14 protein-coding genes are annotated in these 15,180 nt (G+C 73.3%); 9 read left to right on the top strand and 5 right to left on the bottom strand.

What is annotated here, in order from left to right:
• The first annotated feature begins 246 nt into the window (after nucleotides 1-246).
• Complete coding sequence (locus B124_RS06370; protein WP_496501675.1) at nucleotides 247-1,734, top strand: NAD(P)/FAD-dependent oxidoreductase; 1,488 nt, start codon at nucleotides 247-249, stop codon at nucleotides 1,732-1,734.
• Between the two features lie 245 nt (nucleotides 1,735-1,979).
• Here the strand turns inward: B124_RS06370 and B124_RS06365 are convergent, their stop codons facing one another.
• Nucleotides 1,980-3,617, bottom strand: coding sequence for an NsdA family TPR-like regulatory protein (locus B124_RS06365; protein ID WP_496501674.1), 1,638 nt, complete (start codon nucleotides 3,615-3,617; stop codon nucleotides 1,980-1,982).
• Nucleotides 3,618-3,853: 236 nt separating this feature from the next.
• On the opposite strand from B124_RS06365, the gene lipB reads away from it, so the two are divergent.
• From lipB to B124_RS06345, 4 genes are all read left to right on the top strand, one after another.
• On the top strand, nucleotides 3,854-4,741 hold the full coding sequence (gene lipB / locus B124_RS06360; protein ID WP_496501673.1) for a lipoyl(octanoyl) transferase LipB: 888 nt from the start codon (nucleotides 3,854-3,856) through the stop codon (nucleotides 4,739-4,741).
• A 61-nt stretch (nucleotides 4,742-4,802) separates the two neighbouring features.
• A complete protein-coding gene (gene lipA, locus B124_RS06355; RefSeq protein WP_496501672.1) occupies nucleotides 4,803-5,741 on the top strand; it encodes a lipoyl synthase in 939 nt (312 codons plus the stop codon).
• Between the two features lie 206 nt (nucleotides 5,742-5,947).
• Nucleotides 5,948-6,181, top strand: a complete 234-nt coding sequence (locus tag B124_RS06350) for a hypothetical protein (protein WP_496501671.1) — start codon at nucleotides 5,948-5,950, stop codon at nucleotides 6,179-6,181.
• Between the two features lie 93 nt (nucleotides 6,182-6,274).
• Nucleotides 6,275-6,970, top strand: a complete 696-nt coding sequence (locus B124_RS06345) for a DUF4191 domain-containing protein (RefSeq protein WP_496501670.1) — start codon at nucleotides 6,275-6,277, stop codon at nucleotides 6,968-6,970.
• An 81-nt stretch (nucleotides 6,971-7,051) separates the two neighbouring features.
• Here B124_RS06345 and B124_RS06340 read toward each other — a convergent pair whose 3' ends face one another.
• Nucleotides 7,052-7,525, bottom strand: coding sequence for an RDD family protein (locus B124_RS06340; protein WP_496501669.1), 474 nt, complete (start codon nucleotides 7,523-7,525; stop codon nucleotides 7,052-7,054).
• A gap of 282 nt (nucleotides 7,526-7,807) precedes the next feature.
• On the opposite strand from B124_RS06340, the gene glnA reads away from it, so the two are divergent.
• Nucleotides 7,808-9,223 carry a type I glutamate--ammonia ligase gene (gene glnA / locus B124_RS06335; protein WP_496501668.1) on the top strand — a complete coding sequence of 472 codons (1,416 nt, stop codon included), beginning with the start codon at nucleotides 7,808-7,810 and terminating at the stop codon, nucleotides 9,221-9,223.
• A 137-nt stretch (nucleotides 9,224-9,360) separates the two neighbouring features.
• On the opposite strand, the gene B124_RS06330 is transcribed toward glnA, so the two are convergent.
• Nucleotides 9,361-10,164 (bottom strand): AraC family transcriptional regulator, encoded by an 804-nt coding sequence (locus B124_RS06330; RefSeq protein WP_496501667.1) that lies wholly within the window; start codon nucleotides 10,162-10,164, stop codon nucleotides 9,361-9,363.
• 55 nt (nucleotides 10,165-10,219) lie between these two features.
• Here B124_RS06330 and B124_RS06325 point away from each other — a divergent pair, with 55 nt between their 5' ends.
• On the top strand, nucleotides 10,220-10,786 hold the full coding sequence (locus B124_RS06325; RefSeq protein ID WP_496501666.1) for a class I SAM-dependent methyltransferase: 567 nt from the start codon (nucleotides 10,220-10,222) through the stop codon (nucleotides 10,784-10,786).
• Nucleotides 10,787-11,007: 221 nt separating this feature from the next.
• The gene (locus B124_RS06320) at nucleotides 11,008-11,787 is read left to right on the top strand and encodes an SAM-dependent methyltransferase (RefSeq protein WP_496501791.1); all 780 of its coding nucleotides are present in this window, start codon (nucleotides 11,008-11,010) and stop codon (nucleotides 11,785-11,787) included.
• 152 nt (nucleotides 11,788-11,939) lie between these two features.
• On the opposite strand, the gene B124_RS06315 is transcribed toward B124_RS06320, so the two are convergent.
• Nucleotides 11,940-12,824 (bottom strand): SGNH/GDSL hydrolase family protein, encoded by an 885-nt coding sequence (locus B124_RS06315; RefSeq protein ID WP_496501665.1) that lies wholly within the window; start codon nucleotides 12,822-12,824, stop codon nucleotides 11,940-11,942.
• Nucleotides 12,825-12,931: 107 nt separating this feature from the next.
• Here B124_RS06315 and B124_RS06310 point away from each other — a divergent pair, with 107 nt between their 5' ends.
• The gene (locus B124_RS06310) at nucleotides 12,932-14,155 is read left to right on the top strand and encodes a PucR family transcriptional regulator (RefSeq protein WP_496501664.1); all 1,224 of its coding nucleotides are present in this window, start codon (nucleotides 12,932-12,934) and stop codon (nucleotides 14,153-14,155) included.
• A gap of 171 nt (nucleotides 14,156-14,326) precedes the next feature.
• Here the strand turns inward: B124_RS06310 and B124_RS06305 are convergent, their stop codons facing one another.
• Nucleotides 14,327-15,166 (bottom strand): class I SAM-dependent methyltransferase, encoded by an 840-nt coding sequence (locus B124_RS06305; RefSeq protein ID WP_496501663.1) that lies wholly within the window; start codon nucleotides 15,164-15,166, stop codon nucleotides 14,327-14,329.
• Nucleotides 15,167-15,180: the final 14 nt, after the last annotated feature.

Here is a 15,180-nt window from a genome sequence, read left to right as displayed (position 1 = left end):
TCCGGGAGGGCTCGGCGGGCTGATCTCCGCGGCGGCGGGGGCGGTGTCGCGGCTGGTTGCGCCGGGTGTGCGTCCGTGCCCTTGCGGTGCGCACCTGGCCGGCGCCACCATCCGCCCTATCGTCATCGGAACGCGTCCGTCCGTGCCTGAACACGGATACGGACATGCCCAGTTGGGCATCAAACAGGCGTCCAGTGGCATGCGAGAGCGCTCGGCCGCGGACGCACAACCCCCCGGGAGGCACCCGTGCCCCATGCCGCAGGAAGCACGGACCCCGTCGACGTCGTCGTCGTCGGTGCCGGACTCGCCGGTCTCTCCGCGGCCCAGCACCTGGTCACCGCGGGCCTGGACGTGACCGTGCTGGAGGCGGACGAGCAGGTCGGCGGGCGGATGGCCACCGACCACGTCGACGGTTTCCGGCTGGACCGCTCGTTGCAGTTGCTCAACACCTCGTACCCGGAACTGCGCCGCCTGCCGGGGCTCGCGGGGGTGCCGCTGTGCCCGCTCGACGGGGACGTGGTCGTGTGCGCGGGCGGGCGGCGGCTGCGGATCGGCGGATCCAGGAGCACGGGGGGCGCGTTCACAAAGACGAGCGCCTTTGCCAGCGCCGCCCGTGCGCCCCGGGGCGCCGTCATCGACCAGGCGTGGCTCTCCGCGGCGCTGGCCCGGCTGGCCACCGTACCCACCGGGCGGCTGCTGGCCCGGCCGGAACGCCCGGCCGCGGAGGCGCTGGCGGCGCGGGGGCTGCCGCCGCGGATCGCGACGGGCTTCCTGCGTCCGCTGCTGGTGGCACTCCTCAGCGACCCGGCGCTGACCACGTCGAGCCGCTCCGCCGACCTGGCGCTGCGGGCGTTCGCGCGGGGGCGGCTGTGCCTGCCGGCGGGCGGGGCGGCGACGGTGCCGCGGCGGCTGGCGGCGGGGCTGCCGCGCGGGACGGTGCGGACGGGGGTGCGGGCGGTGTCGGTGTCGACGACCGCGGTGCGCACGGAGGACCACGGGGTGCTGCGGTGCCGGTCGGTGCTGGTGGCCACGGGCGCGCGGGCGGCGGCGGGGCTGCTGCCGGGGCTCCGGATGCCGGGGTTCCACCCGGTGACGGTGCTGCACCACAGCGCACCGGCGGAGTCGCTGCCGGGCGGAGCGGGGGCGGTACGCGGCGGGGGCGCGGCGGGGGGAGACGCCCCGGCCCGTAACGGCGGGCCCCGTAACGGCACGGCGCGGAACGGCGGGGTACGGGGCGGGTCGGCCCGTCATGCCGGAGGGCAGGGCGGTCCGGGCCCGGACGGCCCGCGGGAGGCGGCGCTGCTGCTGGACGCGGAGGGGGCGCTCGGGCCGGTGTCGCACACGGCGGTGGTCAGCGGCGCGGACACCTCGCGGGCGCCGCGGGGGCGGGCGCTGGTCAGCTCGGTGGTACTGGGCGAGGACGCGGTACGGCCGGCGCGGGTGCTGGACAAGTCGGCGCGGCGGCAGTTGAGCGAGCTGTACGGGACGTCGGCGTTCGACTGGGAACTGGTGGGAGCGCACCACGACCCGGAGGCGATACCGGCGATGCCGGCGCCGCACGACCTGAGCCGGCCGGTACGGGTGCTGTGCGGCCTGTACGTATGCGGCGACCACCGCGACACGAGCACCCCCCAGGGCGCCCTGTACTCCGGCCGCCGCGCAGCCCGGGCCCTCCTCCACGACTTCGGCCTCACCCCGGCCGCGGAAACCACCGCGGTCCCGGCGGTGGCCTAGCAGGAACGGTTCGCCACTCCGGAGCGAGAGCAGCGCTCCGGAGTGCGAGCACCGCTCCAGGAGAGAGAGCAGTGCTCCGAATCGAGAACACCGCACCGGGAAAGCGGCGCTCCGAAAAGCGAGCGGCGCTCACCGGGGAGAGCGGCGCCCTCTCCGAGAGCACCGCTCTCCACCGCGAGCGCCCGCCGCCCCGCGCGCACCCCCGCGCACCCCATCCCACCCGCTACCAGGCCGCGCCCCCGCGCTCACACCGCCAGCGCCGCGACCCGCTCCCGGTACGCCCGCACCGGAGGTGCGTCGCGGTACGGCTCCAGACGCCGTTCGAAGTCCCGGACATACTCCGCCGCCCGTGCCGAGCGCATCTCCGCCGCCTGCTGCGCCGCCTCCGCGCCCAGCACGCACGCCTGCTCCACCTCGCCCAGCCCCAGCCGCGCCGCGGCCAGCACCAGCCGGCAGAACACCCGGCTGCGCGCGAACCCCGCCGCCCGGAGCTGCAGCGAGCGCTCCGCGTGCTGCGCCGCCGCCCGGTACTGCTGCAGGTCGCGGTGGCAGTGCCCGAACTCGTCCGCGAGCTGCGCCTCGTCGAAGAACCGGGCCCAGTGCGGCGCCTCCTCCCCCGGCCGCGCCGACTCCAGTGCCCGCTCCGCCCGCGCCAGCGACGTCGTGCACGCCCGCACCTCGCCGAGCAGCCCGTGCCCGCGCGCCTCCGCGGCGTGCAGCAGCGCCTGCACCACCGGCGGCGCGCCCCCGCCGACGCCCTGCTGCGCGACCCGGGTCAGCTGCACCGCCTCCCGGCCGTGCCCCAGGTAGACGGCCTGGCGGCTCATCGTGACCAGCACGTAGCTGCCGTACGCGCGGTCCCCCGACGCCTGCGCCAGCCGCAGCGCCTGGACGAAGTACCGCTGCGCGAGCCCGTGGGCCGCGATGTCGTACGACGTCCAGCCCGCCAGCCGCGTCAGGTCCGCGGCAGCGGAGAACAGCCGGCGCCCCGCGGCCTCGCTGTACGTGCCGCGCAGCATCGGCTCGACCTCGTGCTCCAGATACCGCACGAGCGCCTGCCGAGCGTGCCCGCCGCCGTACGCGTTGTCCAGCGCCCGGAACATCTCGGCGACCGACCGCATCGCCCCGATGTCCCCCTGGGTGACCCGCTGTCCCGGCCCCCGGGCTCCCGGCCCGCCCCAGCCCGGCCCCGCGTCACCGCGCCCAGCCGCCACGCCGCCGCCCCCGGGTCCGCCCGACGCCCCCGGTCCCGCCCCTGGCCCCGACCCCGGTCCCGACGCCGCCCCCGGCCCCGCGCCCGAACCCGCAGCGGCACCTCCGCCCATGACGCCGACGCCCACCCCCGGCCCGCGCCCCTGCGCCGGCACCCGCACCGCCCCCGGCGACGCCGCCCCGGGCGCCCCCGCCCCGCGCTGCTGCTGGAGCTCCCGCGCCACCTTCTCGTCCGGCCTGCCGATCAGCCAGTCCCGGCTCGGCACCACCAGACCCGCAGGAGTGAACGCGATTTTCCGCAGCTCCGCCTGACTGCCCGTGTCCTTGCGCCACAGACCGCTCACGATGTCGATCGCCTCGGCCGGCGTCGCGGCGAACTCCAGTCCGGCGTACACCGGTGCGCACGCGTCGAGCCCGAGGTCCTGCGCGGTCAGCCGGCGGCCGAGGCGCCGGGTGAACACCTCGGCGATCAGCGCCGGAGTAGTGCCGCGCGGCTGCTGGCCGCGCAGCCACCGGGTCACCGACGTCTTGTCGTACCGCAGGTCGAGGCCGTGTTCGAGCCCTAGCTGATCGACTCTGCGCGCGAGCCCCGCGTTGGAGAACCCGGCCTCGGAGATGAGGGCCGCGAGCTGGCGGTTGGGAGGTCGCTGTGAAGGTCGTTCCGTCGTCACCTGTGGGGTCTCCTGCCTGGGCCTCCGGGAACGGCGCGAATGTAACTGCGAAACAAGCCTCACTCGCCGCATTCGTCCCAGCTTCATTCGATCGTGTGAGGAGACCTGGGTGCAGGACGGGAACGTATACCGCCGTACAGTGGCTGAGGGCCGGCTGGATTACCGCCAGCCGCACAGACCGGGCGGCGCTCGCACGCCGGCCGGCGAGAGAGCGCGATCAGCGCGAGGAGGGCACCGTGGGCGAGCTGCGCTTCGTTCACCTGGGGTTCGGCGAGAACGCCGTGGAGTACCTGGAGGCTTGGCAGGAGCAACGGCGCGTGCACGCCGCCCGCTTCGCCGAGGAGATCCCCGACACCTGTCTGCTGCTGGAGCACCCGCCTGTCTACACCGCGGGCCGCCGCACGGCCGAGGACGAGCGCCCGCTCGACGGCACCCCCGTGGTCGACGTGGACCGCGGCGGGAAGATCACCTGGCACGGCCCGGGGCAGCTCGTCGGCTATCCGATCCTGAAGCTGCCGCGCCCCGTGGACGTCGTCGCGCACGTGCGCCGGCTGGAGGAGGCCCTGATCCGCGCCTGCGCCGACTTCGGTCTGGCGACCACCCGGGTCGAGGGCCGCAGCGGCGTGTGGGTGCTGGGCGACCCCGTGGAGCAGCGCGGCCGAGATGCAGCGCAGGTCGGGGATCCCGATCGAGGAACGAGGGAGGGGGACCCGGCCGGAGCGGAATCGAGGACGAGCGCGACCGGCAGCACAGCGCAGCGCGCCGAGCTGGGCGGGCTGGCGCTGGACCTCGACCCCCGGCTGTCGGACGAGGAGTACGACCCGCGCCTGGCCGGTCCTGAGTACGCGCCGTCCAACGCCGGCCAGCGCCGCGAGGACCGCAAGCTGGCCGCGATCGGCATCCGCGTCGCCAAGGGCGTGACCATGCACGGCTTCTCGCTGAACTGCAACCCGGACAACACCTGGTTCGACCGGATCGTGCCCTGCGGCATCCGCGACGCGGGCGTGGCCTCACTCTCCGGCGAGCTGGGAAGAGACGTACCGGTGTCGGAGGTTCTCCCTGTCGTGGAGAAGCATCTGCGCGAGATCCTGGAGACGGCCGAGCCGCTCCCGCGCGCGGTCTGACTCCCCAATTCAGAGGCGTACGCTGGAGAACGCCGAGGAATCGAAAGCTAGGAGCCCGGACGTGTCCGCTGTCGCACCCGACGGTCGCAAACTGCTCCGCCTGGAAGTCCGCAACAGCCAGACCCCCATCGAGCGCAAGCCCGAGTGGATCAAGACCCGCGCGAAGATGGGACCCGAATACAACGCGCTGCAGAAACTCGTCAAGGACGAGGGCCTGCACACGGTCTGCCAGGAAGCCGGCTGTCCCAACATCTTCGAGTGCTGGGAGGACCGCGAGGCGACCTTCCTGATCGGCGGCGAGCAGTGCACCCGGCGGTGCGACTTCTGCCAGATCGACACGGGCCGGCCGGCCGAGCTGGACCGCGACGAGCCGCGCCGGGTCGCCGAGTCCGTCCAGCGCATGGAGCTGCGCTACGCCACGATCACCGGCGTCGCCCGCGACGACCTGGAGGACGGCGGCGCCTGGCTGTACGCGGAGACGGTGCGCCAGATCCACGCCACCACTCCGGGCACCGGCGTCGAGCTGCTGATCCCCGACTTCAACGCCGTGCCCGAGCAGCTCGCGGAGGTCTTCTCCGCGCGTCCCGAGGTGCTCGCGCACAACGTCGAGACGGTCCCGCGGATCTTCAAGCGCATCCGCCCCGGCTTCCGCTACGAGCGGTCCCTGGAGGTCATCACGCGCGCCCGCGAGGCCGGCCTGGTGACGAAGTCGAATCTCATCCTGGGCCTCGGCGAGGAGCGCGAGGAGGTCAGCCAGGCCCTGCGGGACCTGTACGAGGCGGGCTGCGAGCTGATCACCATCACGCAGTACCTGCGGCCGTCGCCGCGGCACCACCCGGTGGAGCGGTGGGTGAAGCCCCACGAGTTCGTGGAGCTGCAGCAGGAGGCCGAGGAGATCGGTTACGCGGGCGTCATGTCCGGCCCGCTGGTGCGGTCCTCGTACCGGGCGGGACGGCTGTACAAGCAGGCCATGGAGAAGCGCGCGCAGCCTGCCGCGTGAGGGCCGCACGGCCCGCCGCGTACGGGCCGGCCGCCCCTGCCGAGCGTGGGCCCCGCGGTCTTCACCCCGCTTTGACCGCCGGGCCACGCACCGGCAACACCGCGGGCCGAGCATGGAGCCCGAGCCCGCTTTCCGGACCCGCCTCCACCCCGCTTTCCGGACCCGCCTTCACCGCTTTGACTTCCCGACCGCCGAGGGGGGCCGTCGTGCCGTCGTCACCGTCGTCGTTACCGTCCTGGCCGCCGCCCCGGCCCACCGTCGCCCGGGTGCTGCGCACGATCGAGGGAGTGCTGCTGCGCGGCGGGCAGCGCACCGCACGGCGTAACGCCTGGGACGCCGTCCTGGAGGACCGCCGCCGGGCCAGGGCCCGCCTGGAGTCGGAGTCGGCGGTGGGCAGGGCGGACCCACCGGTGGGCGGTACGTCCGCTCTGCCCCGATAGCCGCCGCGCCCCGGTCCCGGCGCCGCCCCGCTGCGGGCGCCGTGTGCCGGGCCCGGTCTGACCCCGGGCCCGGCTGGCCGTAGAATTCGCGGCATGGCCAGCAGTGAACCCACACCCGAGAAGACCGGGCGTCTGAAGCAGATCGCCCTCACGTACAAGATGACCAAGCGGGCCGACCCCAAGGTCGGTCTGATCGTCGCGGGCGTGGGCATCCTGGTCCTCGCCGCCGCCCTGGGCATCGGCTTCCTCATCGGGCACCCGGTCTATCTGGGCATCGTCGGTTTCCTGCTGTCGCTGCTCGGCATGGCGATCGTCTTCGGGCGGCGCGCGGAGGCGGCGGCGTTCGGGCAGATGGAGGGCCAGCCGGGCGCCGCCGCGGCGGTGCTGGACAACATGAAGCGAGGCTGGACCATCACCCCCGCGGTGTCGATGACGCGGCAGCAGGACGTCGTGCACCGGGCCGTGGGCAAGGCGGGCATCGTCCTGGTCGGCGAGGGCAACCCGAACCGGCTGAGGGGCCTGCTGGCGGCCGAGAAGAAGAAGATGAACCGGGTCGTCGCGGACGTGCCCGTCCACGACATCGTCGTCGGCAACGACGAGGGCCAGGTGCCGCTGAAGAAGCTGCGGGCCGCGCTGGTGAAGCTGCCGCGGGTGCTGCAGGGCCCGCAGGTCACCCAGGTCAACGACCGGCTGAAGGCGCTGGGCGACCTGATGAGCAACATGCCGATCCCGAAGGGCCCGATGCCCAAGGGCATGCGCATGCCGAAGGGCAGCGGCAAGCTGCGCTGAGCGCGCCCGGTCCGGTACGGGTACGGGCCCCGGAAGCCGCCCGCCGCCTCAGGCCCGGCTCACATGCGCCTCAGCTCCCGCTCAGAACCGCACCTCGACGGCGCGCGCGGCCCGTTCATGCAGGCCGCGGGTGTCGCGGTCGAACATGACGGCGGGGATCAGCAGGCAGAGCAGCACGGTGCGCACGACGGAGGCGCCGAAGCCGAGCCGGGCGCCGTTCTCGGCGAGGACGCGGATACGCATGATCCGCTTGCCCGGCGTGACGCCGAGGGTGCCGACCAGCGCCACGCTCATCACGAAGAAGACGCCCATGGTCCACAGCCCGAGCGTCCGGGTGCCGCCGGCGAACAGGCCGTAGGCGATGAGCTGGCACAGCAGCCAGTCGATGACCAGCGCCCCGATGCGCTTGCCGACCGGCGCGACCGAGCCGGGCCCGGTCTCGGGCAGGCCCAGGCGCTGGCCCCGGTAGCCGAAGTCGACGCCCATGTCCTCGGCCGCCGAGCGGGGGCCGGAGAGCCACGATCCGATTGCTTGCCGCTTCTCCGCGTCATCCACGCCCTCCACGGTACTGCCAGGCGCGCGAAGCCCCTCCTCACCCCCTGCCGGCGGCCTCGGACCGCATACGATTCCGGCCACCCGGGGGGCGGCAGGGGCCGGGTTCCCGGGCCCGGCGGGTCGCCGTGGTTAACATCGGCGAAACAACCGGGTCATGCCCGAGAAATCCCGCCTGCCTACGCTCGGGCGGACATGCCGGCACGGTGCCACGCCGCCAGGCGCACCACCCGCAGGCTCTGCAGGCTCACCCGTCCCCTCGCGGCGGGGCATAGGAGGAATGGGATGTTCCAGAACGCCGACGAGGTCCAGCAGTACATCGCGGACAACGACGTGCAGTTCGTCGACGTGCGCTTCTGCGATCTGCCGGGCATCATGCAGCACTTCACGGTGCCCGTGGACGTCTTCGAGCCCGAAGGCCAGCTCATGTTCGACGGCTCGTCGATCCGGGGCTTCCAGGCCATCCACGAGTCCGACATGGCGCTCGTACCGGACCTCTCCACGTCCCGGCTCGACCCGTTCCGCAAGGACAAGACGCTCAACATCAACTTCTTCATCCACGACCCGATCACCGGCGAGCAGTACAGCCGCGACCCGCGGAACGTGGCCAAGAAGGCCGAGGCGTACCTCGCCTCCTCCGGCATCGCCGACACCGCGTACTTCGGCCCGGAGGCCGAGTTCTACGTCTTCGACGAGGTCCGCTTCGAGACCAAGGCGAACGCCGGCTACTACCACATCGACTCCGAGGCCGGTGCCTGGAACACCGGCGCGATCGAGGACGGCGGCAACCGCGGCTACAAGGTCCGCTACAAGGGCGGCTACTTCCCCGCCCCGCCGGTCGACCACTTCGCCGACCTGCGCGCGGAGATCTCCCTCGAACTCGCCCGGTCCGGCCTGAAGGTCGAGCGCCAGCACCACGAGGTGGGCACCGCGGGCCAGGCCGAGATCAACTACAAGTTCAACACGCTGCTCGCCGCCGCCGACGACCTGATGCTCTTCAAGTACATCGTGAAGAACGTCGCCTGGCGCGCCGGCAAGACCGCGACCTTCATGCCCAAGCCGATCTTCGGCGACAACGGCTCCGGCATGCACTGCCACCAGTCGCTCTGGAGCGGCGGCGAGCCGCTCTTCTACGACGAGCAGGGCTACGCGGGCCTGTCGGACACCGCCCGCTTCTACATCGGCGGCATCCTCCGCCACGCCCCGGCGCTGCTGGCCTTCACCAACCCCACGGTGAACTCCTACCACCGCCTGGTCCCCGGCTTCGAGGCCCCGGTCAACCTGGTCTACTCCCAGCGCAACCGCTCCGCCGCGATCCGCATCCCGATCACCGGCGCCAACCCCAAGGCCAAGCGCATCGAGTTCCGCGCCCCGGACTCCTCCGGCAACCCGTACCTGGCCTTCTCCGCGATGCTGCTGGCCGGCCTGGACGGCATCAAGAACAAGATCGAGCCCGCCGAGCCGGTCGACAAGGACCTCTACGAGCTGGCCCCCGAGGAGCACGCCGCGGTCCCCCAGGTCCCGACGAACCTCCCGGCCGTACTGGAGGCCCTGGAGTCCGACCACGAGTTCCTGCTCCAGGGCGGCGTCTTCACCGCCGACCTGATCGAGACGTGGATCGACTTCAAGCGCACCCAGGAGATCGAGCCGATCCAGCTCCGCCCGCACCCGCACGAGTTCGAGCTGTACTTCGACGTCTAAAGCCGGGGCCGGTTCACCTGGCGACAGGTGAGGAGAACGAGCCGGGAGCAACGGAATCAGCGCTGAGCGATTCCCGTTGACCCCGGCTCGTTTCCCGTGGTCTTACGCACCGGATACGAGCGATACCCGCTACTGGATCACCGACCAAGCACGTCTGAGCCCGTAGCCCGGCGTCCGGTCTCTTCCTGTCGGTGCGCGCCGAAGTACGCCCCGGGGGTGGTGCCGGTCTCGCGCCGGAACGCCGCGACGAACGCGCTGACCGTCTCGTAGCCGACCGACCGCGACACCCGCTGCAGCGGCTCACCGGCGGCCAGCGCGGGCAGCGCCGCCTGGAGACGGACGAGAGTGCGCCAGCGGCCGAACGGCATACCGGTGTCCGCCAGGAACCGCCTGGCGAGGGTGCGTCCCGAGGTGCCGACCCGGCGTCCCCACGCCTCCACCGTGTGGGCACAGGCCGGATCGTCGAACAGTTCCAGGGCGACCTGACGGGCGAGCGGGTCGGCGGGGAACGGGGTCTCCAGGGCGGTGGCCGCCACCGGCCGGAGCAGGTCAAGGAGGAGCGCCTCGCCGCACGACCGGCTCCCCGCGCCGATGTCGGGGGCGGCCAGGTAGCCGATCAGCTCGGCGAGCAGCGGAGTCACTCGAACCGGCCGGACCGCTTCCCACTGCGCCGGGGCGGCGGGCGGCGGCGTCGACAGGTAGAGCGAGGTCATCGTCGTCCGGCCGGCCGAGACGACTTCGTGCGGCACCCCGGACGGGATCCACAGGGCACGCGTGGTGGGCAGCACCCACCGTCGTGTGTCCACGTCGGCCGTCAACGTGCCGTGCGAGGCCCAAGCCAACTGGTGGGTCGCGTGCGTGTGCTGCGTGAAGCGGGTTCCCGGGGGCATGACGTACGTCCCGACGGAGACAAGGGCGCCGCCCTGTCCGTTTCTCCACATGAGCAGGAAGGTTACGGCCTTCCGGACAGGCGCACCGCTCCCTAGCGTCGACGTCATGAACACCGACCACGCTGAACTGTGCGCGAGCCCTAAGTGGGCCGCCCATCTGCACCAAGACGTACTGCCGTTGGCCGTCGAGCGGGCCACGCTCGGAAAGGAACTCCTTGAGGTCGGACCCGGCCCCGGAGCGGCGACCGAGTGGCTGCGTACCAGGGTCGACCGCCTGGTGGCCGTGGAGATCGAGGCGGAAGCGGCGGCACGGCTGTCCGACCGATTCGCGGGGACGAACGTGGAGGTCCGCCAAGGCAACGGCACCGCGCTGGAATTCGCCGACGACTCCTTCGACTCCGCTGCCTCGTTCACGATGCTGCATCACGTACCGACGACGGCCCTCCAGAACCGCCTCCTCGCCGAGATCTTCCGGGTACTCAGACCGGGCGGGGTGCTCGTCGGGGCCGACAGTCTGCCCGGCCAGTCGCTGCACGCCTTCCACGAGGGCGACATCTGCCACCCGGTGGAGCCGGCCGTGCTCCTCGTACGTCTTCAGACGTTGGGCTACGTCGACATCACTCTCGGCGTGGGCAGCCGGCTGACGTTCTCCGCGCACAAGCCGCCCGCCTGACCTCTGATCGTGCACCTCGCCGGGAAAAACTCGACCCTGATGGGTGATTTGACCGAGTTTCGCAGGCGGGTTACCCCGAGTTTGTCACCGCCAGGCGCACACCGAATATCTTGGGCGTTGAGATGCCGACGTAAGCCGAGCCACGACCGACCGGGAGAGATTCCGTGACACCACAACCGCCCTCAGGCGAGCAGCCGTCGGAGTTACCGGTCAATCCGAAGGTGCCGCACCCCGCGCGGATATACGACTACCTCCTGGGCGGCAAGGACCACTACGCCGCCGACCGTGCCGCCGCGGAGGAGACCATCCGGCGCGCGCCCCAGGTCAGGGAGTCCGCGCGCGCGAACCGTGCGTGGATGCGCCGTGCGGTCCGCTATCTCGTCGGGCAGGGCATGCGGCAGTTCCTGGACATCGGCACCGGCATTCCCACCTCGCCCAACCTGCACGAGGTCGCGCAGGGGATCAGCCCGGACTGCCGGGTCGTCTACGCCGACAACGACCCCGTCGTCCTCGCCCACGCCCGCGCGTTGCTCAGCAGTTCCCCGGAGGGCCGCACGGCGTACATCCAGGCCGATCTGCGCCGGCCGGAGGAGGTCCTCGAGGCCGCGGAGCTGTGGGGGACCCTGGACCGGCAGCGGCCGGTGGCGCTGATGCTGTCCGCCGTGCTGCACTTCGTACGCGACGAGGACGGGCCCGGCCGTATCGTCGCCGCTTTCCGGGACGCCCTGCCGCCGGGGAGTTATCTGGCGCTGTCCCACACCACCAACGACATCCAGCCCCGGCAGGCCGCCGACGCCGCCGCCGTCTACGGCGAGCGGCGGGCCGCGGCGCTGATGGTGCCGCGGCCCCTGCACCAGGTGGAGGCGCTCTTCGACGGCTTCGACGTCGTCGAGCCCGGTGTCGTCCAGTTGCCCCGCTGGCACCCCGAAGGCCCCGTCCGGCCGCGGCTCCTGGACGAGGTGTGGCTCTACGGCGGGGTGGGCCGCCTCGGCGGCGGCTGAGCGGCGGAGCGGCGGAACGACACAGCCGGCCCGGCGCGGGAGGGCCGCGCCGGGCCGGTGTGTGTGCGTCCCCTCGGGGGATGGGGACGCCTGGGACGGCCGGCCCGTCCCCGCCGGTCGGGCCGGCCGGGTTGCCGGCGTGGTTGCCGGCGTCAGCCGGTGAGCTGGCTGTGGATGATGCCCGCGTACGCCTCCTCGCCCCGCTCGTTGGGGTGCAGGGGCGCCGCCAGGGCGGTGGGGACGTAGCCCTCGATCCACCTGTCGCCCGATGACTGGCAGGTGTCGTGGCCGCGGCTCGGGGTGAAGACGTCGACGTACTCGGCGCCGTGGGCCGCCGCGCGGTCGGCGATGACGCGGTTCATATGGTTGACGCTGCCCTGGAGCCAGTCGGCGTCCTCGGCGAGCACCGGCTGGACCGGCCAGCAGCCGCCCGGCTTGATGTAGTCGCCGTAGCCGGTGACCAGGACGCGGGCCTGCGGGGCGCGGGCGTGGATGCCGTCGAGTACGGCGCCGAGCTTGGGGCCCATGGCCTCGATGCGCTGGGCGACGGTGTCGACCCCGCCCTCCATGAAGCCGTCCTTGCACAGGTCGGCGGTCGGGTCGAGTTGCAGGCAGTCCTCCGCGACGCCGACGAGCCCGACGTCGTTGCCGCCGATCGTCAGGGTGACGAGGGTGGTGTCCGCGCTCAGCGCGTCGAACTGCGGCGGCGCCTCGCCCATGTCGATGCCGAGCAGCGACAGCGACTGCGGCTGCGTCATGTGGTCGGTCCTGGCGCCGCTGCACGTGACGTCGCGCAGTTCCGCGACGTCGAGTTGGTCGGCCAGGTCGTGCGCGTAGTTCTCGGTGGAGCGCCCGCAGGCGAGCGGTCCGGTGGGGAGGGGGATGAGCGGGCCTGAGGCCATCGAGTCGCCGAGGGCGACGTAGACCTCGCCGGCCGCGGCGTCGGCGGCGGCCGGTGCGGCCGTGCCTCCGACGACGAGGCCGATCGCCGCGGCGGCTCCCAGAGCGCCCTTGAGGAGTTTCGGCACCACGTTCATTCGCGGCTCCCGGCGGTGGGGGTGGGGGAAATTGTGTCGTGCACATGATGCAGACGGCCCCGACTGCGCTTAACTGGTCAGTAACGCAGACTTCTCCGGGAGCCGTTGTGACGCGTGACAACACACCGCTGTGTATCGGCGGCGGCCCGGTCGACGCGCGGCTGCGGGCCCGGGTGCCCGCACTCACCCACCGCGTGGTCGGCCGGCTGCTCACCGACCTGCCCGTGTATGCCGCCCTGCCGCCCGAGGAAGTCGCGGGCGACATCGCCGACATCGTGCAGCGCAGCCTGCGGCTCTTCGCCGACGTGCTGCAGCGCCGCGGCCCGGCGCGCGACGACGAGCTGGTACGGCAGCGGGAGTCGGCCGCGCAGCGCGCCGAGGAGGGCGTACCGCTGGACGCCATCCTCAGCGCGTACCAGATCGGCACGGCGATGGGCTGGGAGGAGATCTCCGCGGCGGCGCGGCCCGCGGACCTCGCGGACGTGCAGGAGGTGCTGAGGCATCTCTTCGTCCTCCAGCAGCAGTTGGTGGCCGCGGTCAGCGCCGCGTACCTGGAGGCCCGTAAGGTGCTCGACGTCCAGGAGCACGCCCCGCGGCACGCGCTGCTGGCCGCGCTGCTCGCCGGCGAGCCGCTGGAGCGCATCGCCCACCGCACGGGGCTGCGGCCCGCACCGCGGTACGTGGCCATGACGCTGTACGTCGCCCCGCACCCCGACGAGCACTCCCCCGGGTCCCGGGCGCGGATCGCGGCCCGGCGCAAGATCCGCCGGCTGCAGACGGCGTTGAACGGCTTCGCCGGCGAACCGGCGCTCACCGCGCTCGACGCCGGCGGCGGCACCGCCCTGCTGCCGGTGGCGGAGGAGCCGGCGTGGGCGGCGCTGTGCGGTCTGATCGACCGTACGGAGACGGCCGTCGGGGCGCCGGTGACCGCGGCGGCGGCCGACGCCGCGCCGGACGGGCTGCCGGCGGCGGTGGCGCAGACGGCGGACATCGTCGAGCTGGTCCGGCGCACGGACCGGCCGCCCGGCCTGTACCGGCTGGCCGACGTCCTCCTCGACTACCAGCTCAGCCGCCCCAGCGAAGCCCTCACCGGGCTCGCAGAACTGCTCCGGCCGCTGGCCGGCCGCCCGGAGCTGCTGCACACCCTGGAGACGTACCTGGCCCGCGACCTCGACCGGCGCGCCACGGCTGCGGCGCTGCACGTCCACCCCAACACCGTCGACTACCGCATCCGCCGCATCGCCCTGCTCACGGGCCTGACCCCGACGACCCCGGCGGACGCCCGCCGCCTGAGCGCTGCCCTGGTGGCCCGCCGAACCCTGAGGGCCTGAGGGCCTGACGGCCCGGTGACCTGGCGGTGGTGCGGGCTGGGCGGCGGGCGGCGGAGAGGGCGGAACGGCGGGGAAGGGTGGACGGCGGAGAGGGCGGGGCGAGTTGTGGTGGCGAGGGTCCGCGCGTCGTCTCCCGGACTCCCCGGCGCCCCCCGGGGCGGCGCCCCGCGCTCAGGCCGGGGCGTGGGCCGTCACCAGCCAGGCCGGTGCCCGCATCAGCACCCCCTCCGGGGTCACGTACGGGGTCAGCGCCTGCCGCAGGTCAGCCGTCGCCTTCGCCGTCGTCGCCTCGTCGAGTTCCGCCATCGGCTCGCGCATGTTCGGCCGGCCGAGGACGAAGGCCAGCGCCTCGTCCAGGTCCGCGCCCAGGTCCATCGGCTCGTCCTCGGGCTCCAGTTGGACGTCGGCGAAGCCCGCGCGGCCCAGCACGTCGCGTACGCGGCCGGGGTCGGCCAGCGAGTTCGGGCCCGGCTCGGGGCCGCTGCCCGGGGGCGCGATGGTGACGTAGCGCCCGAGGGCGGCGCGCGGCACGAGCGAGTACTCGCTCTCCTCCGGTGCCCGCCAGCACACGAAGGCAAGCCGCCCGGCGGGCCGCAGCGCACGCCGGACGTTGGCGAACGCCGCCACCGGATCGGCGAAGAACATCACGCCGTTGCGGCTGATCACCAGGTCGTACGCGCCCGCCGGGAAGTCGTGGACCTGCGCGTCGGCCTGCTCGAAGCGGACGTTGGCGACGCCCTCCTCCGCCGCCCGGGCGCGCGCCTGCGCGAGCATCGCGGCGGACAGGTCGACGCCGTGCGCGGAGCCCTCGGCGGCGAGCCGCGCGGCGATGCGGGTCGTCTGGCCGCAGCCGCAGCCGACGTCGAGGACCCGGTCGTGCGGGCGCACGTCGGCGCCCGCGAACAGCCGCTCGCTGTAGCGGAACATCGCCGCGTTGTACTTCTCCTCGTACGCGACCCAGTGGTCGCCCATCGCGCCGTCCCAGCCCGGGGTCCACGTGCTCTCCGCCACGTCCGCCGCCTCCC

It is taken from the genome of Streptomyces sp. CNP082 (assembly GCF_059570535.1).
The sequence above is the reverse complement of the archived record's forward strand: the minus strand, read 5'-3'. Positions and strand labels throughout refer to the sequence as shown.